Annotated in this window: 21 protein-coding genes; 8 read left to right on the forward strand and 13 right to left on the reverse strand. The window is 62.9% G+C overall.

The window, feature by feature from the left end; translation table 11 throughout:
- Positions 1 to 61: 61 nt before the first annotated feature.
- The 10 genes from EN932_RS00635 to puuE all read right to left on the reverse strand — a co-directional run bounded on the left by EN932_RS00635 (position 62) and on the right by puuE (position 12,495).
- A complete protein-coding gene (locus EN932_RS00635) occupies positions 62 to 1,651 on the reverse strand; it encodes an ABC transporter substrate-binding protein (protein ID WP_024501943.1) in 1,590 nt (529 codons plus the stop codon).
- A gap of 168 nt (positions 1,652 to 1,819) precedes the next feature.
- Entirely contained in the window at positions 1,820 to 3,490 is a 1,671-nt protein-coding gene (locus EN932_RS00640) for an ABC transporter ATP-binding protein (protein WP_127368852.1), read from the reverse strand.
- Entirely contained in the window at positions 3,490 to 4,314 is an 825-nt protein-coding gene (locus EN932_RS00645; RefSeq protein ID WP_013528250.1) for an ABC transporter permease, read from the reverse strand. Before EN932_RS00645 ends, EN932_RS00640 begins: the two co-directional genes overlap by 1 nt.
- 10 nt (positions 4,315 to 4,324) lie before the next feature.
- Positions 4,325 to 5,284 carry an ABC transporter permease gene (locus EN932_RS00650; RefSeq protein ID WP_013528249.1) on the reverse strand — a complete coding sequence of 320 codons (960 nt, stop codon included), beginning with the start codon at positions 5,282 to 5,284 and terminating at the stop codon, positions 4,325 to 4,327.
- Positions 5,285 to 5,300: 16 nt separating this feature from the next.
- Positions 5,301 to 6,887: an ABC transporter substrate-binding protein gene (locus EN932_RS00655; RefSeq protein WP_128368677.1), complete on the reverse strand. Its 1,587-nt coding sequence runs from the start codon at positions 6,885 to 6,887 to the stop codon at positions 5,301 to 5,303.
- 154 nt (positions 6,888 to 7,041) lie between these two features.
- Positions 7,042 to 9,027, reverse strand: a complete 1,986-nt coding sequence (locus EN932_RS00660; RefSeq protein WP_127384914.1) for a CocE/NonD family hydrolase — start codon at positions 9,025 to 9,027, stop codon at positions 7,042 to 7,044.
- Between the two features lie 82 nt (positions 9,028 to 9,109).
- The gene (locus EN932_RS00665; protein WP_024501941.1) at positions 9,110 to 9,703 is read right to left on the reverse strand and encodes a nucleoside deaminase; all 594 of its coding nucleotides are present in this window, start codon (positions 9,701 to 9,703) and stop codon (positions 9,110 to 9,112) included.
- Positions 9,700 to 10,206, reverse strand: coding sequence for an ureidoglycolate lyase (locus EN932_RS00670; RefSeq protein WP_013528245.1), 507 nt, complete (start codon positions 10,204 to 10,206; stop codon positions 9,700 to 9,702). Before EN932_RS00670 ends, EN932_RS00665 begins: the two co-directional genes overlap by 4 nt.
- Positions 10,203 to 11,066 (reverse strand): bifunctional allantoicase/(S)-ureidoglycine aminohydrolase, encoded by an 864-nt coding sequence (locus EN932_RS00675; protein ID WP_024501939.1) that lies wholly within the window; start codon positions 11,064 to 11,066, stop codon positions 10,203 to 10,205. Before EN932_RS00675 ends, EN932_RS00670 begins: the two co-directional genes overlap by 4 nt.
- Positions 11,067 to 11,076: 10 nt before the next feature.
- On the reverse strand, positions 11,077 to 12,495 hold the full coding sequence (gene puuE / locus EN932_RS00680; RefSeq protein ID WP_127369374.1) for an allantoinase PuuE: 1,419 nt from the start codon (positions 12,493 to 12,495) through the stop codon (positions 11,077 to 11,079).
- A gap of 203 nt (positions 12,496 to 12,698) precedes the next feature.
- On the opposite strand from puuE, the gene uraH reads away from it, so the two are divergent.
- From uraH to xdhC, 4 genes are all read left to right on the forward strand, one after another.
- The gene (gene uraH / locus EN932_RS00685) at positions 12,699 to 13,073 is read left to right on the forward strand and encodes a hydroxyisourate hydrolase (RefSeq protein ID WP_013528242.1); all 375 of its coding nucleotides are present in this window, start codon (positions 12,699 to 12,701) and stop codon (positions 13,071 to 13,073) included.
- Between the two features lie 3 nt (positions 13,074 to 13,076).
- The gene (gene xdhA / locus EN932_RS00690; protein ID WP_127384915.1) at positions 13,077 to 14,558 is read left to right on the forward strand and encodes a xanthine dehydrogenase small subunit; all 1,482 of its coding nucleotides are present in this window, start codon (positions 13,077 to 13,079) and stop codon (positions 14,556 to 14,558) included.
- A 190-nt stretch (positions 14,559 to 14,748) separates the two neighbouring features.
- Positions 14,749 to 17,103 (forward strand): xanthine dehydrogenase molybdopterin binding subunit, encoded by a 2,355-nt coding sequence (gene xdhB, locus EN932_RS00695; protein ID WP_127370157.1) that lies wholly within the window; start codon positions 14,749 to 14,751, stop codon positions 17,101 to 17,103.
- A 74-nt stretch (positions 17,104 to 17,177) separates the two neighbouring features.
- Positions 17,178 to 18,059: a xanthine dehydrogenase accessory protein XdhC gene (xdhC, locus tag EN932_RS00700; RefSeq protein WP_127384916.1), complete on the forward strand. Its 882-nt coding sequence runs from the start codon at positions 17,178 to 17,180 to the stop codon at positions 18,057 to 18,059.
- Positions 18,060 to 18,071: 12 nt separating this feature from the next.
- Here the strand turns inward: xdhC and EN932_RS00705 are convergent, their stop codons facing one another.
- The 3 genes from EN932_RS00705 to EN932_RS00715 all read right to left on the reverse strand — a co-directional run bounded on the left by EN932_RS00705 (position 18,072) and on the right by EN932_RS00715 (position 21,371).
- Positions 18,072 to 19,322, reverse strand: coding sequence for an LLM class flavin-dependent oxidoreductase (locus tag EN932_RS00705; RefSeq protein ID WP_127369942.1), 1,251 nt, complete (start codon positions 19,320 to 19,322; stop codon positions 18,072 to 18,074).
- Positions 19,319 to 20,326 carry an LLM class flavin-dependent oxidoreductase gene (locus EN932_RS00710; RefSeq protein ID WP_128368678.1) on the reverse strand — a complete coding sequence of 336 codons (1,008 nt, stop codon included), beginning with the start codon at positions 20,324 to 20,326 and terminating at the stop codon, positions 19,319 to 19,321. Before EN932_RS00710 ends, EN932_RS00705 begins: the two co-directional genes overlap by 4 nt.
- Before the next feature lie 124 nt (positions 20,327 to 20,450).
- Positions 20,451 to 21,371, reverse strand: a complete 921-nt coding sequence (locus EN932_RS00715; RefSeq protein ID WP_024501932.1) for a LysR family transcriptional regulator — start codon at positions 21,369 to 21,371, stop codon at positions 20,451 to 20,453.
- 131 nt (positions 21,372 to 21,502) lie between these two features.
- On the opposite strand from EN932_RS00715, the gene EN932_RS00720 reads away from it, so the two are divergent.
- The 4 genes from EN932_RS00720 to EN932_RS00735 all read left to right on the forward strand — a co-directional run bounded on the left by EN932_RS00720 (position 21,503) and on the right by EN932_RS00735 (position 25,997).
- Entirely contained in the window at positions 21,503 to 22,720 is a 1,218-nt protein-coding gene (locus EN932_RS00720; RefSeq protein WP_064992893.1) for a urate hydroxylase PuuD, read from the forward strand.
- Position 22,721: 1 nt separating this feature from the next.
- Entirely contained in the window at positions 22,722 to 24,038 is a 1,317-nt protein-coding gene (guaD, locus tag EN932_RS00725) for a guanine deaminase (protein ID WP_063169826.1), read from the forward strand.
- A 193-nt stretch (positions 24,039 to 24,231) separates the two neighbouring features.
- Positions 24,232 to 24,735: a heme-degrading domain-containing protein gene (locus EN932_RS00730; RefSeq protein WP_064992895.1), complete on the forward strand. Its 504-nt coding sequence runs from the start codon at positions 24,232 to 24,234 to the stop codon at positions 24,733 to 24,735.
- Positions 24,732 to 25,997: a glycerate kinase gene (locus EN932_RS00735; RefSeq protein ID WP_127384917.1), complete on the forward strand. Its 1,266-nt coding sequence runs from the start codon at positions 24,732 to 24,734 to the stop codon at positions 25,995 to 25,997. Before EN932_RS00730 ends, EN932_RS00735 begins: the two co-directional genes overlap by 4 nt.
- Positions 25,998 to 26,037 lie beyond the last annotated feature (40 nt).

The raw sequence follows: 26,037 nt of genomic DNA on the forward strand, positions 1-26,037 counted from the left end.
GCCGTGTGCCGTCCCGGGCACACGGCGTTCTGATAGATGAAATCGGCCGATCAGGGTCCGCTCAAGCGTTGAGCCAGCACTCGGCAAGCGCGTAGCCGTCCATCATTTCGCCGATAGGGCTCTTGGCATAGCCGCCGATCTTGTTGGTGGCGGCCGCGTCGATGAACTGGTTGAAGAAGGGCACGATCAGCCCGCCTTCGTCACGCATCATCACTGCCATATCGTGGTAGATCGCCTGGCGCTTGGCCTGGTCGAGCTCGCCGCGCGCGGTAAACAGCATCTTGTCGAATTCCGGCCGCTTGAAGCGCGTGTCGTTCCAGTCGGCGGTCGAGACATAGCCGGTGGAATACATCTGGTCCTGCGTGGCGCGTCCGCCCCAGTAGGAGAGCGAGAAAGGCTGCTTGTTCCAGACCTCCGACCAGTAGCCGTCGCCGGGTTCGCGCTTGATCTCGATCTTGATGCCGGCTTTGGCGCAGGACTGCTGATAGAGCTGTGCGGCATCGACGGCGCCCGGGAAGGCGACGTCCGAGGTGCGCAGCACGATCGAGCCGCTGTGGCCTGATTTCTTGTAGGCTGCCGCCGCCTTGTCCGGATCGAACTTGCGCTGTTCGATATCGGCGGAAAACAGCGGATAGGCCTCGTTGATCGGGAAGTCGTTACCCACCGAGCCATAGCCGCGCAGGATCTTTTCCAGCATCTCGTCGCGGTCCATGGCTAGCTTCAGCGCCATGCGCAGATCATTGCTGTCGAAAGGTGCGGTGTCGCAGAACATGTTGAACGGATAGTAGCCCTTGCCCGAGACATTCTCGATGGAAACGCCCGCGATGCGCTTGACCAGATCGACGACCTTGGGTTCGACGCGGTTGATCATGTGCACCTGGCCGCCTTGCAAAGCTGCAAGCCGTGCGGTCGCATCATTGATGACGATGATCTCGACCTGGTCGGCATGGCCGGCCTTGTCGCCAAGCCAGTAATTGGCGAAACGCTCGCCGCCATGGCGCACGCCTGGCTGGTTGACGCTAACCTTGTAGGGTCCGGCGCTGATGCCGGCATTCGGATCGTCCTTGCCGCCATTCGGCTGGATGACGAGATGGTAGTCGGCCATCAGATAAGGGAAGTCGGCATCGGCGTCGCCGAGCGTGACGATGACTTCCTTGCCGCTCGCCTTGACGCCCTTGATGTTCTTGAGGATGCCGAGTGCTCCGGACTTGGACTTCTCGTCCGCATGGCGCTCGATGGTGGCGGCAACGTCCTCCGCGCCGACCGTCTTGCCATTGTGGAACTCGATGCCATCGCGGATCTTGATCGTCCATGTCTTGGCGTCGGCTGAGGCGCCAATCTCTTCGGCAATCAGGTTGACCAGCTTGTTGTCCGGTGTGAGGCGCACAAGATACTCGCCCCAAAGCTTGCCGAAGCTGAAGGTTACCTGGCTGAGATTCAGCGCCGGATCGAGGCTGTTGGTGGATTCCCCGCCCTGCAGGCCAGCCTTGATGATACCGCCCTTCACCGCCGTCTGGGCAAATGCCTTGCCGGCCAGCGCCGGCATCATGGCCGCCGATACGCCGAGCGCGGCGGCGCGCCCAAGAAAGGCACGGCGCGATATCCGGCCGTGACCGGCGAGTTCGGCGAGATAATCGAGTTCAGTTTTCATGTCCTACCCCTGTTTAAAAGTCGTGCGAGCGGCGCTCGTCCCGAAGGACGTGTGGCGCTCTAGTGTTGCATCCGGATGACGGTCGCTGACGCCCCTATGTGGCAGCTTGGTCTGACACAATTTCCAGGGGAAGCGCCTGCCTTTTTCTTCCGGCAGTATTGGTTCCCTTTAGTTCCCCGCGCTGGCCATGCGCCGTCCCTTGATTGCCTTTTCCAGCCAGCCGATTTCCATCTCTGGAACCGAGGAGAGCAGCAGGTCGGTGTAGGCGTCGAAGGGCGGGCTCAGCACCTTGCCCTTGGGGCCGTAACGCACCACCTCGCCGCGATACATAACCGCGATTGAATCGGCGATCGACTTCACCGTGGCAAGGTCATGCGTGATGAACAGATAGGCGACGTTCTCTTCCTTCTGCAGCTCCAGCAGCAGCTCGAGGATGCCGTGTGCCACCAGCGGATCGAGCGCCGAGGTCACCTCGTCGCAGATGATCAGCTTCGGCTTGGCGGCAAGCGACCGGGCGATGCAGACACGCTGTTTCTGGCCGCCGGAAAGCTCGGCCGGGTAGCGGTCGGAAAATCCCTTGCCCATCTCGATCTTGTCGAGCAGTTCGGCAACGCGTCTGTCGCGCTCACGGCCGCGCATGCCGAAATAAAACTCCAGCGGTCGGCCGATGATGGTGCCGACGGTCTGACGCGGGTTCATCGCCACATCGGCCATCTGGTAGATCATCTGCAACTGGCGCAGATCCTCCTTCGGCCGGTCGGCCAGCCTGTTGGCCAGCGCGCGTCCGTCGAAGGTGACGGTACCCTGTTCGGGTGGCAAAAGTCCCGTGATGGCGCGCGCCAGCGTCGACTTGCCGGAGCCGGACTCGCCGACCACGGCCAGCGTCTGGCCCGGATAGATGTCGACGGATACGTCCTTCAGCACCTTGATATGGCTGCGGCCATAGGCGGCGGTGACGTTCTTCACCGACAGGAACGGCGACGTGCCGGGCTTCTGCTCCTGGTGTTCGATCTCATGCACCGAGACCAGCGCGTTGGTGTATTCCTGGCGCGGCTCCTTGATGATCTGCCTTGTGCCGCCCCATTCGACCAGCCTCCCATGGCGCAGCACCATGATCTCGTCGGAGACCTGGGCGACGACGGCAAGGTCGTGCGTGATGTAGAGCGCAGCGACATGGGTGTCGCGGATGGCGTCCTTGATCGCCGCCAGCACGTCGATCTGCGTCGTCACGTCGAGCGCCGTTGTCGGCTCGTCGAAGACGATCAGGTCCGGCTCGGAGCACAGGGCCATCGCCGTCATCACACGCTGCAACTGGCCGCCCGAAACCTGGTGCGGAAAACGCTCGCCGATGGTTTCAGGGTTCGGCAGGCTGAGCTTCTTGAACAGCGCAACCGCGCGCTTCTCGGCCTCGGCGCGTGTCGCGGTGCCGTGCAGCAGGGTGGCTTCCACCACCTGGTCCATCAGTCTGTGCGCCGGGTTGAAGGCCGCTGCCGCCGACTGCGCGACATAGCAGACCTCGCGGCCGCGTAATTTGCGGAAGCCGTCCTTGCCGCCCTTGAGGATGTCGCGGCCGTTCAGGATCACCTCGCCGCCTGTGATGCGCACGCCGCCGCGGCCGTAGCCCATAGACGACAAGCCGATAGTCGACTTGCCGGCGCCGGATTCGCCGATCAGGCCGAGCACCTTGCCCTTCTCGAGCGTCAGCGAGACATCGTGCACCAGCACGATGTTCTTCGGCGGTTCGCCGGGCGGGAAGACGGTAGCCTCGATGCGCAGATTGCGGATGTCGAGCAGCAGGCCTGACTTCGGTTGCCCGAGCTTCGCTTTGGTGTCGGCCATCACCCGCGTCCTCCCTTGAGGCTTGTCGTCCGGTTGAGCACCCAGTCGGCAACCAGGTTGACGGAAATCGCCAGCAGCGCGATCGCCCCCGCTGGGATGAGTGCGGCCGCGATGCCGAACACGATGCCGTCTTTGTTTTCCTTGACCATGCCGCCCCAGTCGGCGTCCGGTGGCTGCACGCCAAGGCCGAGGAACGACAGCGTCGACAGGAACAGCACCGCGTAGATGAAGCGCAGACCGAGTTCGGAAACCAGCGGCGACAATGCGTTGGGGAGGATCTCGCGGAAGATGATCCAGCCGCTGCCTTCACCGCGCAGTTTCGCCGCTTCGACATAGTCCATGACGTTGATGTCGACGGCGACCGCGCGCGACAGGCGATAGACGCGGGTCGAATCCAGAATGCCCATCACCAGGATCAGCGTCACCAGATTGGTCGGCAGCACCGACAGCACGACGAGACCCATGATCAGCGTCGGGATCGACATCAAGAGATCGACGAGGCGCGACAGCAGCGTGTCGAACCAGCCGCCGAAGACGGCCGCCGAGAAGCCGAGAATGGCGCCGAGCGAGAACGACAGCGCGGTGGCCAGCACCGCGATGAACAAAGTGATGCGGGCGCCGTAGATCATGCGCGAAAGCAGGTCTCGGCCGAGATTGTCGGTGCCCAGCAAATGGGCAGCCGACATCGGTTCCCAGACGTCGCCGACGATTTCGCCATTGCCGTGCGGCGCGATCCAGGGGGCGAAGACCGCCGCAAGCACGAACAATGCCGTCAGCACGATGCCGATCAGCGCGGGGATGGGGATGCGTTTGATATCGAGCATATCCGCCCCCCTATTTCGGATGTCTGAGACGCGGATTGGCGACGATCGCCGCTATGTCCGCAATGATGTTCAGGCTGATATAGACGGCGGCGAAGATCAGGCCGACCGCCTGCACCACCGGCACATCTCGCTTGGTGACGTGGTCGACCAGATACTGTCCCATGCCCGGATAGACGAAGATCACCTCGACCACGACGACGCCAACGATCAAGTAGGCGAGGTTGAGCATGACGACATTGATGATCGGCGCGATGGCGTTGGGGAAGGCGTGCTTGCGGATGACGTTGAAAGCCGACAGGCCCTTCAGTTCCGCCGTCTCGACATAGGCCGACTGCATGACATTGAGGATCGCCGCGCGTGTCATGCGCATCATGTGGGCGAGCACGACCAGCGTCAGCGCCGTCGCCGGCAAGGCGATCGCCTGCATCCGTTCGCCAAAAGGCATGCCGTCATAGACGGTCGAAATGCCGGGGAAGATCTGCCATTTCACGGCGAAGAAATAGACCAGCACATAGCCGATGAAGAATTCGGGAAACGAGGTCGAGGCCAGCGCCAGCCCGGAGATCAGCTTGTCGACCCAGCCATTGCGGTAGCGCACCGCGATCAGGCCGAGGATGATCGCCAGCGGCACGGCGACGATCGCCGCCCAGAAGGCGAGGAACAGCGTGTTCCACAGCCGTCCCTTGATCGACGTGGCGATGTCCTGCCCGCTCGACATGGCCGTGCCGAGATCGCCGGTCAGCACGCCGCCCAGCCAATGAAAATACCTGAGATAGGCTGGCTGGTTGAGTCCGAGCTGCTCGCGCAGATTGGCAAGCGACTCCGGCGTCGCCGACTGTCCGAGAATGGCTTGCGCGACGTCGCCGGGCAGGATCTGGGTGCCGGCGAAGATCAGGACCGAAACGGCCAACAAGAGCAGAATGCCCAGCGCAACGCGCTGGGCCACCAGTTTCAAGATGGGTGAGGACATATCCGCAAGGCCAAGCTCAGGCTTCGAGCCAGCACTTCGCCAGCGCGTAGCCGTTCATCAGCTCCTGATGCGGATCGTCGACCCAGCCGCCGACCTTGGCGCCGGTAGCGTCGATGAACTGGTTGAACATCGGCAGGATCAGGCCGCCCTCGTCTCGTACCAGGACAGCCATGTCATGATACATCTGCTTGCGCTTGGTCTCGTCGAGCTCGGCGCGCGCCGCCAGCACCATCTTGTCGAAGTCAGGACGCTTGAAACGCGTGTCGTTCCAGTCGGCGGTCGACAGATAAGCGGTGGAGTACATCTGGTCCTGGGTCGAGCGGCCGCCCCAGTAGGACGCGCAGAAGGGCTGCTTGTTCCAGACCTCGTTCCAATAGCCGTCGCCGGGCTCACGCTTCAGCTCGATCTGAATGCCGGCCTTGGCCGCGCTCTGCTGGAACAACTGCGATGCATCGACGGCGCCCGGGAAAGCGACGTCCGAGGTCCGCAGCAGGACGGCGCCGTCGTGGCCGGACTTCTTGAAGTGGAACTTGGCCTTGTCGGGATCGTACTTGCGCTGCTCGATCTCGGTAAACAGCGGATAGGACGCATTGATCGGGAAGTCGTTGCCGAGCGAACCGTAGCCGCGCAGGATCTTGTCCAGCATTTCCTCGCGGTCGATGGCCAGCTTCAGTGCCATGCGCAAATCGGCGTTGTCGAACGGCGCCGTGTTGCAATGCATGATGAACACGTAGTGGCCAGGACCCGCGTGGTTGCGGATGGTGACGCCCGGCAGGCGCTTGATCAGGTCGACGATCTTCGGCTCGACGCGGTTGATCACGTTGACCTGGCCGCCCTGCAGGGCGGCCGTGCGCGCCGTCGCATCGTTGATGACGATGATCTCGATCTGGTCGGCATGGCCCATCTTGTCGCCCTGCCAGTAATTGGCGAAACGCTCGCCGCCATGGCGCACACCGGGCTCATTGGTCGTGACCTTGTAAGGACCGGCCGAAATGCCTGCGTCAGCCTTGTCCTTGCCGCCATTTGGTTGGACGATCAGGTGATAGTCGCTGAGCAAATAGGGCAGATCGGCATTGGCCTCCTTCAGCGTCAGCACGACTTCCTTGCCGCTGGCCTTGATGGTCTCGATACCTTTCATGTAGCCGAGCGCGCCGGATTTCGACTTCTCGTCGGAATGGCGCTCAAGTGTGGCGGCCACGTCCTCGGCGGTCACTGTCTTGCCGTTGTGGAATTCGACGCCGTCGCGGATCTTCAGCGTCCACACCTTGGCGTCGTCCGACGAGCCGATCTCCTCGGCGATGCGGTTCTCGAGCTTGCCTTCCGGCGAAAGCTCGACAATCAATTCGCCCCACATCTTGCCGAAGGCGAACGGCACCTGAGTCATGAACAGTGCCGGATCAAGGCTGTTGGTGGATTCGCCGCCGACAAGTCCGGCCTTCAGTGTGCCGCCCTTGACCGGGCCTGCCGCGCGTGCAGCGCTTGAAAGCAGCGAGTTGGCGAAGGGCGCGGAGATACCGAGCGCCGCCGCCCGGCCGAGAAAATCATGACGGCTCAGTTTGCTCGACGCGACACGCCGGCTAAGAAATTCCAGTTCGTTCGACATTTTGAGTTCCTCACTCTGTTGGTTCGACTCTGCGGTCGTTTTTCTTGTTTCTTGTGAGGAGAATAATGACCGCAAGGGAAAGCGGTAAGCAAGACCGAATGCGACATGCCGTGGCGTAAATCGTACGTCGCAATTGGACCAATGAAATCGGCATTCAAAGAAGCGCGCGCGGCACCTTCTCCTCGAAATTGCGCTCGAAGACGAGGGTTTCGTCCTCATAGGCCTCGATTCTGGCGCTGACGATGAAGTTTTGCGCATCCGATCGCATTTCGGCTGTCGTTTCGGTGCGTACTGACCATCCGTTTCGCGACAGGGTCTGCGTCCAGTGCGTCTTCCCCGAGGCCGACAGCGGATCGTCGGGATGGATCGTCCAGGTCTCGCGGGCGATGCTGCCATTGGCGAGGCGATGGGCGAGATCACGCACCTCGCCGAAATCGTCAACAATGGAAAGCGTCACCATTCCGGTCTTCTCATCACGATCGACATGGCGCTCTGAATTGGCGGCGCGGATCGTCTCTGTTGCCCAGGGGGTGGCACCTTCCGGCTCGGCGAACGTCACTTCGTCGCCTGTCGCCAGCGGCCGCAGCGGCAAATTGAGCGTCGCCGTCGACAAGGTGAGCTGGACCGGCTCCGGCGACGGCCAGATGGCAGGCCAATAGGCGTTCGAAACGGCAACACGCAGCCGGTGGCCGGCCGGCACGCGATAGGCGCATTGATCGAGCACGACGCGCACCGAGACGGTTTCGCCCGGCACCAGCGCCTCGGGGAATTCGTGCGAATTGCGGTGCGTCAGATTGAGCACGCCATAGGAGATCAACTCCGAGGCGCCGTCGGGATGCACATCGCAAAGCCGGACCGCGATGTTGGCCTGCGGACGATCAGAGGATAGCCGCAGCTCGACCTCCGGCGCTCCGACGATGTCGATCGGCTCGCTGAGTTCCGGCTGGTCGAAACACACCGACAGCGCATCGTCGGGGCGCTGGTCGCCGGGCAGTTCGGGGCCGAAGGTGAAGGGAAAATACTCGCCGCCGGCCAGGCCGCAGCTTTGCGGAGAGGCGATGATGGCGGGTTTTTCCGTTGAGGGGATCAGATCGACTGTTTGCATCTTGATGGTTGGCGAGGGCCATTCCTGCTCCGCCACCCAACGGCCGGGACGCTCGGGGTGCCAGCGCGCCGGACGCACGCTGTCCATGACATAGGCGCGGTAGGCCGGGTCGGCCTCGACGCCGGTGTCGACACCCTTCAGCCAGCGGTCCCACCAGCGCAAGGCCTCCTGCAGGAAGCCGATGGCAGGCTTGGGCCCGGCGTAGTGCGGGTATTTGTGGATCCATGGCCCGACGATGCCCTTGACCGGGGCTTGGATGTTGGTCGCCAGATGCGAGACGGTGTTGCGGTAGCCGTCATGCCAGCCGCCGATCGACAGCACGGCGGCTTTGACGGCGGAAAAATCCTCGCAGATCGAGCCGCGCTTCCAGTAGGCATCACGGTGCTGGTGTTTCAGCCACAGCGGCGCCAGGAAGGATTGGTTCTCCAGCCGGGTCAGCCACAGATCGCGCCACCGGTTGTCGCCGGCCAAAAGCGGATCCGGCGGCCGCGACGAGTAGGACAGCATGGTCGAGGCCCAGCCGAAATTCTCGATCAGCAGGCAGCCGCCCTTGTAGTGGATGTCGTCGGCATAGCGGTCGACGGTCGAGCACAGGCTGATCACCGCTTTCAGCGCCGGCGGCCGCTTGGCCGCCACCTGCAGGCAGTTGAAGCCGCCCCAGGAAATGCCCATCATGCCGACATTGCCGTTGCACCAGGGCTGGCTTGCCGCCCAGGCGATGACGTCGCAGGCGTCCTGCAATTCCTGCTCGGAATATTCGTCGTCCATCAGCCCTTCGGAATCGCCATTGCCGCGCATGTCGACGCGGATCGAAGCATAGCCGTGGCCGGCGAAATAAGGATGCGTCAGCTGATCGCGAAAGATGGTGCCGTCGCGCTTGCGGTAGGGCAGATGCTCTAGGATGACAGGCACCGGATCGTCGCCCGCATCCTCCGGCATCCACACCCGCGCCGACAGGCGGCAGCCATCCGGCATGACGATGCCCATATCCGGGAATTCGACGATTTTGCGGGCAAATTCGGTGACGGTTTTCATGGCATGCTCCAGGATCGCCAGATGATGGAACCTGCCGTGCCGCGTCGTGGGCCAGCCAACGAATTCGGCTGGTCAATCCGCGTCAGTTCAGCGGGATATCGTTATCGTCCTTGTTCGCCTGATAGATGTTGGACAATTCATCGTAGCGCGCCGAAATCGCGCCGATACGGGTCTCCAGCCGTCGCCGCTCTGCCTCGGGCAACGCTCGCACCAGCCTGCGGATAGAAAAGCTCTTCCAGTAGGCATTCTCGGCATTGTAGCCGCCGGGATCGAGGGTGAAGACCTCTTTCAGGATCTTCAGGTCGTGCGGGATGGCGAAGCTGTCGCGCGAATCCTCGTGGCTGAACAGATAGTAGAAATTATCGAAGCCGGTCCAGGTGATCGCCGACAGGCACAGCGAGCAGGGTTCGTGCGTGGCGATGAAGATGGCGTCTTTCGTATCGACGCGCTCAGCCCTGGGCATTTCGTAGAAACGCTTCAGGCAGTGTACCTCGCCATGCCAGAGCGGGTTTTCCATCTCGTTGTTGGTTTCAGCCAGCACCAGCGAACGGTCGTCCTTGCGCAGGATCGCCGCGCCGAACAGCTTGTTGCCATAGGTAACGCCCTCGGCCGTCTTCGGCACGATGTCGTGCTCGATCACATCGAGCAGGCGGTCGATCAGTGAAATATCGGTCACAGGAGGCTCTCGTTGGGCAAGTGGATCTCGTAGGCGTGCGAGAAATGGAACTCTTCGAGATTGGAGCCATCGCCGCCACGGTCGACGATCAGGAAGTCCTGAGCCTCGCCGAGCGGCGTCAGCACGCCATGCCAGAGATTGCGCCGGTAATTGATACCTTGTCCGGGTGCGGTGATGAAGGCATGCGGCTCGCCCGGCCCCTGCTCCCCGTCATGGCAGACGACGACCAGGAAGGGGCGCGGCGAGAGCGGGATGAAGGCCTGGCTGCCGAAGGGATGGCGCTCGACCATGCTCAATTTCAGGGGCAATTCGTAGGGCGTGCCGCGCACCATCGAGATCAGCACGCGGGCGTTCGGACCGGTTGCTTCGGCGGTAGCCAGATCATGATAGCGCTCGGCCCTGCCGCCATTGATCGGGTAGTGGTTGTCGCCGCCCATGTCGATGACATCGCCGAAGGGGGCAAAGCCCTCGCGGGTCAGCGGCCGCGCGACGATACGGGTCACAGCGCGCGCCTTGCGATGCCGGCGCCGCCGAGCTTGGCGTGCCGGTTGACGTCCTTGTAGAGCAGATAGCGGAATTTACCCGGGCCACCGGCATAGCAGGCCTGCGGGCAGAAGGCGCGCAGCCACATATAGTCGCCGGCCTCGACCTCGACCCAGTCCTGGTTGAGGCGGTAGACGGCCTTACCCTCCAGCACATAGAGACCGTGCTCCATGACATGGGTCTCGGCGAAGGGAATGACCGCGCCGGGTTCCAGCGTGACAATGGTCATGTGCATGTCGTGGCGCAAATCTGCCGGATCGACGAACCGCGTCGTCGCCCAGCGGCCTTCGGTGCCGGGCATCGGCGTTGGCGCGATCTCCTGCTCATTGGTGAAGAAGGCTTCCGGCACATCGAGACCGTCGACCACCTCGTAAGCCTTGCGAATCCAGTGGAAGCGCACGGCGGCCCTGCTTTCGTTGCGAACCGTCCAGCCGCTGGCCGGCGGCAGGAAGGCAAAGCCGCCGGGCCGCAACACATGCGTCTTGCCGGCAAGCAGAACCGTCAGTTCGCCTTCGACCACGAACAGAGCGCCTTCGGCGCCGGCATCGGGTTCCGGCCGATCGCTGCCGCCGCCGGGCGCGACCTCGACAATGTATTGCGAGAACGTCTCGGCAAAACCCGATAGCGGTCGCGACAAGATCCAGACGCGGGTTTCGTCCCAGAACGGCAACGCACTGGTCACGATGTCCTGCATCACACCCCGGGGAATGACGGCATAGGCCTCGGTGAAGACGGCGCGGCCGGTCAGAAGCTCGTTCTGGCCGGAATGGCCGCCATGTGGCGCGTAATAGGTTCGCTCGGGCATCCTGATCGTATCCATGGTTTCAAACCTATTGCGGAAGCATGTCCTTGAGGCGGAGCAGCGCGATGCGCTCGACCTGTTTGCAGGCGGTCTCGAATTCGACGCCGCGGCTGTTGCCGATGCGCGCCTCGAACTCCGCCAGGATTTCCTCCTTCGTCTTGCCCTTCACCGCGATGATGAAAGGGAAGCCGAAGGTGGTGACGTAGGCGGCGTTGAGCTTGGAAAACAGTTCGCGCTCCTTGTCGGTCAGCGCGTCGAGGCCGGCCGAGGCCTGTTCCCTGGTCGATTCCGCCGTCAGCCGTTTGGCCTTGGCCAGCTTGCCGGCAAGGTCGGGATGGGCGTTGAGCACCGAAAGCCGTTCGGTTTCGCTGGCGGAGCGGAAGATACGGCAAAGCGCATTGTGCAGGCCGCCCGAAGTGTCATGCGCCGGGCCTAGTTCCAGTTCGTAGGCGCGTTCGGCGATCCAGGGCGAATGCTCGAACACGCCGCCGAAAGTGTGGACGAAGGTCTCGAATTCCATCTTCGATGGACGGAGTGCCGCCGGTTGATAAGGATTGACCTCTTGCCAGTGCTTGGCGATGTCGATGCGCCTCGCCAGCCAGACCTTGTCGTGCGACTTCACATAGTCGACGAAGCGCTTCAGCGCCGCCACCCGGCCCGGCCGCCCGACGAGGCGGCAGTGCAGGCCGATGTTCATCATGCGTGGCCGGCCGGCCTTGCCCTCGGCATAGAGCGTATCGAAGCTGTCCTTCAAATAGGCAAAGAACTGGTCGCCCGAGTTGAAACCTTGCGGCGTGGCGAACCGCATGTCGTTGGCGTCGAGCGTATAGGGGATGATGAGTTGCGCGCCGCCCTCATGCTCGAACCAGTACGGCAGCTCGTCGTCATAGGTGTCCGACACATAGTCGAAGCCGCCTTCTTCCGCCACAATCCGCACCGTGTTGATCGATGTGCGACCCGTATACCAGCCGGTCGGGCGCGCGCCGGTCACTTCGTAGTGCAGCTTGATCGCCGCCTCGAGGTCGCGGCGCTCATCCTCGGCGCTGTGGTCGCGGTAGTCGATCCATCTTAAGCCGTGCGAAGCGATCTCCCAGCCGGCGTCATGCATGGCCGCTACCTGATCCGGCGAACGGGCGAGCGCTGTGGCGACGCCGTAGCAGGTGATCGGCACTTGCGACTCGGTGAACAGCCGGAGCAGCCGCCAGAAGCCGGCGCGGGCGCCGTATTCGTAGATGGATTCCATGTTCCAGTGGCGTTGACCCACCCAGGGTGCCGCGCCGACGATTTCCGACAGGAAGGCTTCGGACGCCTTGTCGCCATGCAACACGCAGTTTTCGCCACCTTCCTCGTAATTGACGACGAACTGCACGGCGACATGTGCACCGCCAGGCCATTTCGGGTCCGGCGGATTGGCTCCGTAGCCACGCATGTCTCTGCTGTAACGCATCGTCCCTCCCGCCGGGCACGGCCCGAAGTATGATCAGAATATCGAAAGGGTGCTTCTCGCATTCCCCCGAAAATTTTTGAAAGTGTTTTTGTCGCACTCCGCTCGACCGGGACTTATGCATCGCCTTTAATTGGCGCACAATTCACTGTTGATACTTGACCGTACCGGGCCAATTCGCTCGTACCGGAAATGGGAGGCGGCCAATGGCAGAAACGTCGAAAGCCGACGGCGGGCGTCTGACGACCCATGTTCTCGACACGGCGACCGGCAAGCCGGCGGCGGGACTGTCGATCGCGCTCTATCACCTCGAGGGCAAGGCGCGGACACATCTGAAGACCGTTCTCACCAATGCCGACGGCCGTTGCGACAAGCCGCTGCTCGCCGGCGCGGAATTCCGCACCGGCGAATACGAACTGGTCTTCGCCGCCGGCGACTATTTGCGCCAGCAGGGGTTGAGCCTGCCGAAACCGGCCTTTCTCGATGTGATACCGATCCGCTTCGGCATGGCCGAGCCTGTGCATTATCATGTGCCACTGCTGGTCTCGCCCTACGGTTACTCGACCTACAGGGGGAGCTGAGGCATGACGAAAATTAGCATCCGCAACGAAATCCGCTTCATTCTCAATGGCAGGGATGTGGCGCTTTCGTCGGTGGCACCCGACGCGACCTTGCTCGACTGGCTGCGGCTCGACCGTTCGCTGCGCGGCACCAAGGAAGGGTGTGCCGAGGGAGACTGCGGTGCCTGCACCGTGCTGGTCGGCAAGCTGTCGGAGGGCGGCTTGGTCTATGAAAGCGTCAATGCCTGCATCCGCTTCCTCGGCTCGCTCGACGGCACCCATGTCGTGACGGTCGAGCATCTGCGCGGTTCACCCGGCCAGTTGCATCCGGTGCAGCAGGCGATGGTCGATTTCCACGGCTCGCAATGCGGCTTCTGCACGCCCGGCTTCGTCATGTCGCTCTATGGCTTGTGGATGAAGTCGCCTGATCCCTCGAACGCGGATGTCGAAAAGGCTTTGCAAGGCAATCTCTGCCGCTGCACCGGCTACGAGGCGATCATGCGCGCCGCGCATGCCATCTCCAGCTACGGCAAGGCGGCAAAGGACCCGCTGGCCACGGAACGCAAGGCGATCACCGCGAGGCTCGAGGCCATGCGTGACGGCGCCCGGGTCGAGATCGGAACCGGCAAGGCGCGGCTGGTCGTGCCGGCCGATGTCGACGATTTCGCCGCCGTGCTGGACAAGGAACCCGGCGCTACCATCGTGGCCGGCTCGACCGATGTCGGCCTGTGGGTGACCAAGCACATGCGCGATATTTCACCGGCCATTTTCATCGGCGATCTCGACGGGCTTTGCACCATCTCGGAAGACAAGGGCGTCATTTCGATCGGCGCCGGCGTCACCTACACTGACGCCTTCGCGACATTGGCGAAGCGCATCCCGGCGTTGGGGCCATTGTTCGATCGCATCGGCGGCGAACAGGTGCGCAACATGGGCACCATCGGCGGTAACATCGCCAACGGCTCGCCGATCGGAGATACGCCACCGCCATTGATCGCACTTGGCGCAAGTCTCACCTTGCGCAAGGGCAAGAAGCAGCGGACGATCCCGTTGGAAACCTTCTTCATCGCCTACGGCAAACAGGATCGGCAGCCGGGTGAATTCGTCGAGGCCGTGCATGTGCCGGTGCCGGCCAAGGAAACGAAGTTTGCCGTCTACAAGATCACCAAGCGTCGCGACGAGGACATTACCGCGGCCCTTGGCGCGTTTTTCCTGGAACTGGCCAAGGACGGCACGGTGGCCGACATTTGCATCGCCTATGGCGGCATGGCAGCGACACCTAAACGGGCCCTCGGTGTCGAGCACGCCCTGCTCGGCAAATCCTGGACGGAGGCCACGGTCGAGGCGGCCATGGCCGAATACGCCAATGATTTCACGCCGCTGACCGATATGCGGGCAAGCGCCGAATATCGGGCGCTGGCGGCAAAGAACCTGCTGTTGCGTTTTTTTGCCGAGACCAGCGGCACCAAGGCGCCATTCCAGGTCTCACGGCACGAGGCGGCGTGATGCATATCAGCGCCAGCAAACCAATAGCGTCCTTCTCCCCGTTCACGGAGAGAAGATACCGGCAGGCAGATGAGGGGCGGCGCCGTCGTCGATCGGTATCTGCAAACCAGTCACGGTCAGCGTCGCCCCTCATCCGACCCTTCGGGCCACCTTCTCCCCGTGAGCGGGGAGAAGGGAAAAGAGGCATTCGATGAACAAGCACGCTGCCCCCAACCTCAAGGCTGAAAAGATCGCTGGCGGCGTCGCCACCGATCAGCGCCACGATTCCGCGCACAAACATGTCAGCGGTACCGCCGTCTACATCGACGACATGCCGGAACCATCAGGCACGCTGCATGGCTGCCTAGGGCTTTCCGGTGCCACGCATGCCACCATCACCAGCATGGATCTTTCGGCGGTGCGTACAGCGCCCGGTGTGGTCGACGTGTTGACGGCCAGTGACGTGCCGGGCGAAAACGACATTTCGCCGACCGGCCGCCACGACGAGCCGGTGCTTGCCGACGGCAAGGTGCAATTCTACGGCCAGCCTATCTTCTGCGTTATTGCGCAAACTCGCGAGCAGGCGCGCCGCGCCACAAGATTGGCAAAGGTCGAATACAAGGAATTGCCTTTCGTCACCGACATCGGCGCGCTCGATCCGAAGAAGGACAAGCTCGTCACGCCGCCTCTCACCCTGAAGCGCGGCGATGCCGCTACGGCGATCCGTCAGGCGCCGCGCCGGCTAAAGGGAAAAATGCGCATCGGCGGCCAGGAACACTTCTACCTCGAAGGCCATATCGCCATGGCCGTTCCTGGCGAGGATCAGGACGTCACCATCTATTCCTCGACCCAGCATCCAAGCGAAGTCCAGCACATGGTCAGCCACGTACTCGGCGTGCCGAGCAATGCCGTCACGGTGGAAATCCGCCGCATGGGAGGCGGCTTCGGCGGCAAGGAAACGCAGGGAAATCAGTTTGCCGCATTGGCCGCGATCGCCGCGAAGAAACACCACCGCGCCGTGAAGATCCGGCCCGACCGCGACGACGACATGATCGCCACCGGAAAGCGTCATGATTTCCTCGTCGATTACGAGGTCGGCTTCGATGATGAGGGCAACATCCTCGGCGTCGATTTCATGTTCGCGGCGCGCTGCGGTTTTTCGTCGGATCTGTCCGGCCCGGTAACCGATCGCGCGCTGTTCCACTGCGACAACACTTATTTCTGGCCGGCGGTGCATGCGCAGTCGGCGCCGCTCTACACCAACACCGTGTCGAACACCGCCTTTCGTGGTTTCGGCGGCCCGCAAGGCATGGTCGGCGCCGAGCGCGTCATCGACGAGGTGGCCTTTGCCGTTGGCAAGGATCCGCTCGAAATCCGCAAGAAGAATTTCTACGGCACCAGTAGCGAGGGGGGCCGCAACATCACGCCCTACCACCAGACGGTCGAGGATAACATCATCCAGGGCATCGTCGCCGAGCTGGAGCAAAGCGCGAGCTATGCGCGGCGGCGGCGTGAAATATCGGCCTTCAATGCCAACAGCCGTTTCATCAAGCGGGGCCTCGCTCTGACGCCGGTCAAATTCGGCATCTCGTTCACCGCCACGCATTACAATCAAGCCGGCGCGCTGGTGCATGTCTACACCGACGGTTCGGTGCATCTGAACCATGGCGGAACCGAGATGGGGCAGGGCCTCTACGTCAAGGTGGCGCAGGTGGTGGCGGAAGAGTTCCAGATCGATCTCGACCAGGTGAAGATCACCGCGACAACGACCGGCAAGGTGCCGAACACTTCGGCTACGGCAGCGTCGTCCGGCTCCGACCTCAACGGCATGGCGGCGCAGAATGGCGCGCGCCAGATCAAGGATCGGCTGACCGATTTCGCCGCCGAAAAATATCAGGTGCCGCGTGATCAGGTGCTGTTCCTGCCCAACCGGGTGCGCATCGGCAACCAGGAAATCGCCTTCGCCGACCTTGTCAAGCAGGCCTATATGGCCCGCATCCAGCTGTCGGCGGCTGGTTTCTACAAGACGCCGAAAATCCACTGGAACCGCGACAAGGGCGAGGGCCGCCCCTTCTATTATTTCGCCTATGGCGCCTCGTGCTCGGAAGTCTCGGTCGACACGCTGACCGGCGAATACATGGTCGAGCGTACCGATATTCTCCATGACTGTGGCCGCTCGCTGAACCGGGCGATCGATATCGGCCAGATCGAAGGCGGCTTCATCCAGGGCATGGGCTGGCTGACGACGGAAGAACTGTGGTGGGACGCCAAGGGCCGGCTGCGCACGCATGCACCGTCGACCTACAAGATCCCGCTCGCCTCCGACCGGCCGAAGATCTTCAACGTCACCTTGGCCGACTGGCCGGAAGCCGGCGAGCCGACCATCCACCGCTCCAAGGCGGTCGGCGAGCCGCCGTTCCCGCTCGGCATGTCGGTGCTGCATGCGCTATCGGACGCGGTGGCCAGTGTCGCCGACAACAGGATCTGCCCGCGCCTCGATGCTCCGGCGACCCCGGAGCGGGTTCTGATGGCGATCGAGCGGCTGAAGAAGGAGGCCGGCGCCTGAATCCGGCCCCAGGGTCGGCAATGCGTGCAATCCGGGCCGAAAAAACCTATATTTCCCATTCGGGAACGTGAACCATGAACTCGAAAGTGCAAAGCCTGAAAGCCTTTCTCGCCAGCGCCGGTCGGGTTGCCCTGGTCGAAGTGGCCGGAACAAAAGGCTCGACGCCACGCGAGAAGGGCGCCTTCATGCTCGTCTCGCAGACGGCGATCTTTGGCACCATCGGCGGCGGTCAGCTCGAATATATGGCAATCGACAAGGCCAGGCAGATGTTGGGCAAAGAAGTCCGCATCGAGGTTGACGAAGTCTGCGCTATCCTAGACGTCCCGCTGGGTCCCGAGATCGGCCAATGCTGCGGCGGGCGCGTCGAAGTCTTGATCCGGCTCGTCGATGCTGCGCTTGCCGGCGACCTGGTTGCGGCCGCGGAAGCCGAGGAGGCGCACCTGCCGTACGTCTACATCTTCGGTGGTGGCCATGTCGGCCAGGCGCTGGCATCGGCGATCGCACTTCTTCCCGTGCACGGCGTCGTCATCGAGACGCGGGCCGAAGCACTGGAAGGCATGCCCGAAACCATCGAGACACGGCTGACAGCTATGCCGGAAGCGATGGTGCGGAATGCCCCCGCCGGCGCCGCCTTCGCCATCCTTACCCACGATCATGCGCTGGATTTCCTGATCGTCGCGGAAGCGCTGAAACGCGGTGACACCGCCTATGTCGGCATGATCGGCTCGAAGACCAAGAAAGCGACGTTCAGGACTTGGTTCCTGAAATCGGCGGACGGCAGCCAGGCCGAGTTTGCCCGCCTCGTCTCGCCAATTGGCGGCGACACCGTCAAGGACAAGCGCCCTCAGGTCATCGCGGCGCTGGCTGCGGCCGAGATCATGACGGCGCTGGTCAATCACAACGCAGCCTTAAATGCCGACCATCAAATTCCGCATGGCAAGGTGATGGCAGGCTAAGCTGCGCCGCAGCTAAACCGGCCGTTTCAAACCCAGATGGTCGCGCAGCGTGCGGCCCTGGTATTCCGTCCGGAACAGGCCGCGCCGCTGCAACTCCGGCACGACGAGCGTGGCAAAGGCATCGAGTTCCCCGGGGAAATATGAGGGCATGACGTTGAAACCGTCGGCCGCCCCACCCTCGAACCGCGTCTGCAGTTCGTCGGCGACTTGGGCCGCTGTGCCGACGATGCGCCAATGGCCCCGCGCGCCGGCAAAATGCCGGGCGAGCTGGCGGATGGAGAGGCCGTCGCGGCGCGATTGCTCGATCACCAGCGCTTGCCTGCTCTTCATCCCCTCGCTCTCCGGCAGTTCCGGCAGTGGCCCATCGATCGGATAGCGCCACAGATCGGAGATGCTGAGATAGCTGGACAGCAGCGCCACGCCGACATCGTCGGGGATCAGCTCCTGCAATTCCTCGTATTTTTCACGGGCCTCCGCTTCGGTCTCCGCCACCACCGGTGCGACGCCCGGCATGATCTTGATGTCGTCCGGCTCGCGCCCGTAGGCCGGCAGACGTCCTTTGAGATCGTCATAGAAGGCCTTGGCTTCCTCGAAGGTCTGCGCCGCCGTGAACACCACATCGGCGGTGCGGGCGGCAAGGTCGCGGCCGACATCCGAGGCGCCGGCCTGAACCATCACCGGCGCGCCCTGCGGCGAGCGCGGCAGGTCGAGCGGATCGCGAACCGAAAAGCTCTGGCCGTTATGGCCGGAAGCCTTGCCGTGCCACAGGCCGGTCACCACCTCGGCGAACTCGCGCGCCCGTTCGTAGCGGTCGGCATGGGGCTTGAGGCCCGTCGCGCCGAAATTGGCTGCTTCGATGGGGCTGGCCGAGGTGACCAGATTCCAGCCGGCCCGGCCGCCGCTCAGATGGTCGAGCGACAGGAAGGTTCGTGCCAGCCCATAGGGCTCGTTGTAGCTTGTCGACGCTGTCGAGACGAGGCCGATGCGGCTGGTCTGGACGGCGAGCGCCGAGAGCAGGCTGATCGGCTCGAAACCGATCGAGCGCGACGTCTGGCTGGCAATGCCGATATTGGCTTCACGCAGGCCGGCGGCGTCCTCGCAGAACACCATGTCGAATTTTGCCGTCTCCGCCGTGCGCGCCAATGCGATGTAATGGTCGATGTCGATGCCGGCGGTGACGTGTGCCTTGGGATGGCGCCAGGCGGCGATGTGGTGGCCTGTCGCCCACAGGAAGGCGCCCAGCCTCATCTGGCGAGCGGTCATCGGTCACCTCCGCCGGCAAGCCCGAGATGCGAGCGCAACGTTTTTCCGCGATAGCTTTCTCGAACCAGGCCACGCCGCCGCAGTTCCGGCAGAACCAAGCCGACGAAATCGTCGAGCGCTGAAAGCTGTGCCGGCATCAGGATGTTGACCCCGTCGCAGCTTTTCGCCAGGAATTCCTTTTCCAGCCTCTCGGCGACGGCAGCCGGCTTACTATCGGCGATAAGCGCGACGTTCGTCAGCACTTTCACAGCATCGGGAGTGCGTCCGCACGCCGTGACACGGCGCCTGATATCGTCATAGCGTTCGGTCGCGCCCTCCACCAGTCCGCCGTCCAGCAGGATGACATCGGCGGTGCGAGTGGCAATATCGAAGTCGGATTCCTGCAGGCCCGACAAGACGAGCACTGGCGTATCCTGCGGCGACCGGGCGACGTTCAGCGGTCCGCGCACGGAAAAGAATTCGCCCTTGTGCTCCAGCAGGTGCATCTTTTCGGGGTCGTGGAAGCGGCCGCCGCTCTGGTCGAACAGCAGCGCGTCCGCATCCCAGCCCTGCCACAGACCTTGCACGATGCCGATATATTCCTCACTGCGACGGCGGAAATCGTTAGGCGAAAATCCTTCGGGCCGGCTGAAATTGGCTGCTTCCCGTGGCGCTTGCGTCATGGTTGCGTTCCAGCCACTGCGGCCGTGGCTGATAACGTCGAGCGAAGCGAAACGGCGTGCCAGATTGTAGGGTTGGTGGGCAATTGTCGAGGCAGCCGCAACCAGGCCGATCCTGCTTGTGACAGTCGCCAGAGCGGCCAGTAAGGTCGTCGCTTCGAAGGGCATCCGTTTGTTCGCGGCTTCGCTTTCGGACGCTGGCACGGCATCGGCAAGCAGCACCATGTCCAGCCCGGCTGCTTCAGCCTTTTGCACGAAACCAGCCAGGCGGCTGAATTCCAACCCAGTCTCGAGGGATGGATCGGCGAGCGAAACGGCAAGATGCATTGTGGCGCCGTTGTCCATCGAGGGTTCCCTATGAGATGAAATGCCACCCGAACTATGTTCGCCACATCCTGGGATGGCAACCGCCGGCGCTGGGCCAAACCGCCGCTCACCTACCGGCCAGTCCCTATTTGCCGGCCAGCCTTTATTTGCCAGCAAGCAGATCGTTGATCAGCCGCTGGCAGCGCTCGGCCATGAAGTCGAGCAGCAGCCGCACTTTTGGATCCTGCAGCTTCTTGTGCGGATAGACGGCGGCGAACTGCACCGGTGTCGGTGGCGTGCTGGGCAGGATCACCTTCAGCCGCCGGTCGCGGATGAATGGCTCGACCTCGAAGCGCGGCTTGTTGATGATGCCGCGGCCTGAAAGCGCCCAGCCGGTGAGCACGTCGCCATCGTCGGTGTCGTAGGGCCCGTGTACCTCGAATTTCTGCGGGCCGGTGGGGGTCTGCAGCGTCCACACATATTCGCGCGCGCCCGAATAACGCAGCATCAGGCAGTCGTGCTTCTTGCCGATCAGCTCCTGCGGCTCAATCGGTTCGCCGCGCGCTTCGAGATATTTCGGTGCCGCCACCAGCACGCGCTCGCATTCCATGATGCCGCGCATCCTGAGGCTGGAATCCTCGATGATGCCGAGCCGGAAGGCGACGTCGATGCCTTCCTTCATGATGTCGACATTGTGGTCCGAGAGCCTCAGCCGCACCTCGATATCAGGGTATTTGTCGTGGAAATCGGGGATGCCCGACGCCACCAGCCGGCGGCCGAGGCCGAGCGGTGCCGTGACGCGGATGGTGCCGCGCGGCTGGCCGGAAAGGGCAGAGACCGCGGCTTCCGCCTCGGTGATCGCCTCCAGCACCTGCTTGGCGCCCCCGTAAAAAACCGTGCCATGCTCGGTCGGCATCAATTGCCGCGTGGTGCGGTTGAACAGCCGCACGCCAAGGTGCTTCTCCAGTTCCTTGATGCGGTTGGAAGCGACCGCCGGCGAAATGCGCATGTCGCGCCCGGCCGCCGACAGATTGCCGAGTTCAACGACGCGAACGAAGACGGCGATGTTGTCGAGATAGGCCATGCGGAGCACCTTCGCCGGTTTGCAGGATCAACCTAGTATTTTCCATTTTTTTTTGAAAGTCCTCGTGCGTCGCGCCTCTTTCCGTTTGCGCTCCAGCCCGTAAAGTCACCCAATCGGCAGGGACGAGTTCAATGATGGATTTCGCGATTTTCTGGGACTGGCTGAGCTTCGCCGTGCGCTGGCTGCATGTCGTCACCGGCATCGCCTGGATCGGCTCGTCGTTCTATTTCGTCGCGCTTGATCTCGGCCTGCGCCAGCGTCCCGGCATGCCCGTCGGCGCCTTCGGCGAGGAATGGCAGGTGCATGGCGGCGGCTTTTATCACATCCAGAAATATCTGGTGGCGCCGGCCGAAATGCCGGAACACCTGACCTGGTTCAAATGGGAATCCTACGCCACCTGGCTTTCCGGCTTCGCCATGCTGTGCGTCGTCTATTATGCCGGAGCCGATCTGTTCCTGATCGATCCGAACGTGCTGCCGATGTCGGTGCCGGTCGGTATCCTGCTGTCGCTGGCAACGATCGGCGTAGGCTGGGTGGTCTACGATCTGCTGTGCCGCTCGCCGCTGGGCAAAAGCGACACCGGCCTGATGCTGGTGCTCTATTGTGTGCTGGTGTTCATCGCCTGGGGGCTGACGCATCTGTTCACCGGCCGCGCCGCCTTCCTGCATCTGGGCGCCATTACCGCCACGATCATGTCGGCCAACGTCTTCATGGTCATCATCCCCAACCAGAAGATCGTCGTCGCCGACCTCATCGCCGGCCGCAAGCCCGACCCGAAATACGGCAAGATCGCCAAGCAGCGCTCGCTCCATAACAATTACCTGACGCTGCCGGTCCTGTTCCTGATGCTGTCGAACCACTATCCGCTGGCGTTCGGCACTGAGTTCAACTGGGTCATCGCCTCGCTGGTGTTCATCATCGGCGTGCTGATCCGGCACTATTTCAACTCGGTCCATGCGCGCAAGGGCAATCCGACCTGGACCTGGATGGCGGCACTCGTCCTGTTCATCGTCATCATTTGGCTGTCGACCGCGCCGAAGGTGCTGACCGGCGAACCCAAGGAATCCGCGTCGGCGCAAATCTATGTCGCTTCAGCGCATTTCCCGGCAGTGCGCGACACCGTGCTCGGCCGCTGTTCGATGTGCCACGCGGCGGAGCCGGTGTATGAGGGCATCTATCATGCGCCCAAGGGCGTGATGCTCGACACCGATGCCGACATCGCCAACCACGCCCGCGAAATCTATCTGCAGGCCGGCCGCAGCCACGCCATGCCGCCCGCCAACGTCTCTCAGATCACCGACAAGGAACGGGCGCTGCTGATGGCCTGGTTCGAAGGCGCAGGGAAATAGCATGAATTCGACACTTCTGCGCGGCCGCACGCTGTCCTTTGTGCGCTGGCCGCAAACTCTCGAAGACCATTCCGCCTGGCGCTACGAGGAGGATGGCGGACTGCTGATCCGTGACGGCAGGATCGTCGCCGCGGGTAGTTATGCCGATGTTGAAAAGCAAGCCGACGAAACGGTGAAAAGGATTGACCACCGGCCGCATCTGCTGCTGCCCGGCTTCATAGATGCCCATGCGCATTTTCCGCAGATGCAGATCATCGCCTCCTACGGCGCCGAACTGCTCGACTGGCTGAACACCTACACTTTTCCGGAAGAAACGAAGTTCGCCAACGCCCAGCACGGCCGCCGCATCGCGCGGCTGTTCCTCGACGAAATGGTGCGCCACGGCACCACGACGGTCGCCGCCTACTGCTCGGTGCACAAGGCCTCGGCCGAAGCCTTCTTCGCAGAATCGCATGACCGCAACATGCTCAACATCGCCGGCAAGGTGATGATGGATCGCAATGCGCCCGACGGCGTGCTCGACACCCCGCAATCCGGCTATGACGACACAAAGGCGCTGATCAAGGAGTGGCACGGCAAGGGCCGCCAGCACTACGCCATCACGCCGCGCTTCGCCATCACCTCGTCGCCGGAGCAGATGGAGATGGCGGGCGTGTTGTGCCGCGAACATCCCGGCCTGCACATGCAGACGCATCTGTCGGAAAACCACGCCGAGATCGCTTTCACGCAGGAACTCTACCCGTGGGCGCGCGACTACACCGACGTCTACGAGCATTACGGGCTGTTAGGCAAAAAGAGCCTGTTCGGCCACTGCATCCATTTGTCGGAGCGCGAAGCGGATGCGCTTTCGGACTCGGGCTCGGTGGCGGTGTTCTGCCCGACCTCGAACCTTTTCCTCGGCTCCGGCCTCTTCGATTATCAGCGCTTTCGCCGACGCGACAAGCCGATCCGCATCGCCGCCGCCACCGATGTCGGCGGCGGCACCAACTACTCCATGCTGCGCACCATGGACGAAGGCTACAAGGTGATCGCGCTGAATGGCGAAAAGCTCAACCCGTTCCAGTCCTTCTGGCAGACGACGCGCGGCAATGCCGAGGCGCTGTCGGTGGTGGAAAAGATAGGCACGCTGGACGCGGGCACCGACGCCGACATCGTCGTGCTGGACGCCAGGGCAACGCCGGGAATGCGACTCAGGATGGAGACGGTCGAGACGCTGGCGCAGGAACTCTTTCTCCTGCAGACGCTGGGCGACGACCGCTCCGTCCGCGAAGTTTATGTGGCGGGGCGGCCAGCCAAGGCTGACATGAGCGCGGGGTAAGACCCCCTCACCCGGATTGCCAACCGAATTGCGAAGGCAATTCGGGGCAATCCGGCCTCTCCCCGAGGGGAGAGGAGGAAGCCGAGGCCCGTGCTCGTCTCTTCTCCCCTCGGGAGAAGGTGGCCACGCCACGGAAGCTTGACCGAGCGGAGCTTGTCGTACACACGACGTGTGACGATTTCGGAGAAAGAAAATGGCCGTTGCTGACGACATCGCTCTGATCAAGAGACAGGAAGAGACCCTTGTCTTCGCGACCTTCGACGAGGCCGTCGCTTTCAAAATCGGCTCCGCCATTCGCGATCGTGCAATCGCCGAAGATCTACCCATCATAGTCGACATCAGGCTGTGGGACCGGCCGCTGTTCTACGCCGCGCTGCCGGGCTCGAACGCTTCCAATCCCGACTGGGCGCGGCGCAAGATCAATGTGGTCAAACGGTTCCTGAGAAGCACCTATCGCATGGTGTTGGAACAGCAGCGCCCCGACCGCACCTTCAAGATTGGTGAAGGGCTGGATATTGCCGACTACGTGCTGGCCGGCGGTGGCTTTCCGGTGACCGCCAAGGGCACCGGCGTCATTGGCGTCATCGCCGTTTCCGGACTGCCCGAGCGCGAGGATCACGGCGTCGTCGTCGATGCGCTGTGCGATCATTTGGGCGTCGACAAGCGCGGCTTGGCATTGCCTCGGGAAGCCGAATGACCGTGCTCGACCCCAAATCGTTCCTCGTCTCCATCTTCAACGCCGCCGTCGCCGCCGCCGATCCGGAACGAACCATCAGGGATCATCTGCCGGCCAAGCCCAAGGGCCGTACCATCGTCATCGGCGCGGGCAAAGGCTCGGCGCAAATGGCGGCAGCCTTCGAGAAAGTGTGGGACGCCCCCATCGAAGGGCTGGTCGTCACCCGCTATGGCTATGGCGCGACCTGCGAGCGCATCGAGATCATCGAGGCGGCGCACCCGGTGCCGGACGCTGCCGGCCTTGAAGCCTCGCGCCGGCTGCTGGCGAAGGTGCAAGGGCTGACGGCGGACGATCTGGTGGTGGCGCTGGTTTCCGGCGGCGGCTCGGCGCTGTTGCCGTCGCCGGCCGGCAGCTTGACGCTGGCCGACGAGATCGCCGTCAATGAGGCGCTGCTCGCCTCGGGTGCGCCGATCGCGGCGATGAACACTATCCGCAAGCACCTTTCCACCATCAAGGGCGGCAGGCTGGCGGCGGCCGCATGGCCGGCCAGGGTGGTGTCGCTGATCGTCTCCGATATTCCCGGCGATAATCCGGCAATGGTCGCCTCCGGCCCAACCGTACCGGATACAGGCAGCCGCGCCGACGCGCTGGCCTCGATATCGGCCTATGGCATGAAACTGCCGGCCTCGGTGATGGCGCATATCAATTCGCCGGCCGCCGATGCGCCAAGCCCGGATAACGAGCGCTTTTTGCGCAACGAGGTGCATCTGATCGCTTCGGCCGGGGTATCGCTGGAAGCCGCCGCTACGGAAGCGAAACGGCAAGGCGTCGAGGCGATTATCCTCTCCGATGCCATCGAAGGCGAGGCGCGCGAGGTTGGCGGTGTCCACGCCGCGATCGCGCGTGAAGTGGCGACGCGCAACAGGCCTTTCTCGAAGCCGGTGCTGATCCTGTCGGGCGGCGAGACAACCGTGACGCTGCGCGCAAAAGGCAAGGGCGGCCGCAATTCGGAATTCCTGCTCGCCTTCGCCATCGGCATCAATGGCGTCGACGGTATCAATGCGCTGGCCGCCGATACTGACGGCATCGACGGTTCGGAAGACAATGCCGGTGCCTTTGCCGATGCTTCGACCGTGTCGCGCATGCGCGCTGCCGGGGTGGACGCCAAGGCTATGCTTGCCGGCAACAATGCCTGGACGGCCTTCAACGCGGTTGACGATCTCTTCGTACCCGGCCCGACCGGTACGAATGTCAACGATCTCAGGGCAATTCTGATCAGGTAGCCGCAGCAATTCCAGGAAGGTTTTCCGTCCGGAATCGCGC

Origin of the sequence: Mesorhizobium sp. M7A.F.Ca.US.002.01.1.1, from assembly GCF_004022955.1 — a bacterium.
In the GTDB taxonomy this organism is placed as follows: domain Bacteria; phylum Pseudomonadota; class Alphaproteobacteria; order Rhizobiales; family Rhizobiaceae; genus Mesorhizobium; species Mesorhizobium ciceri.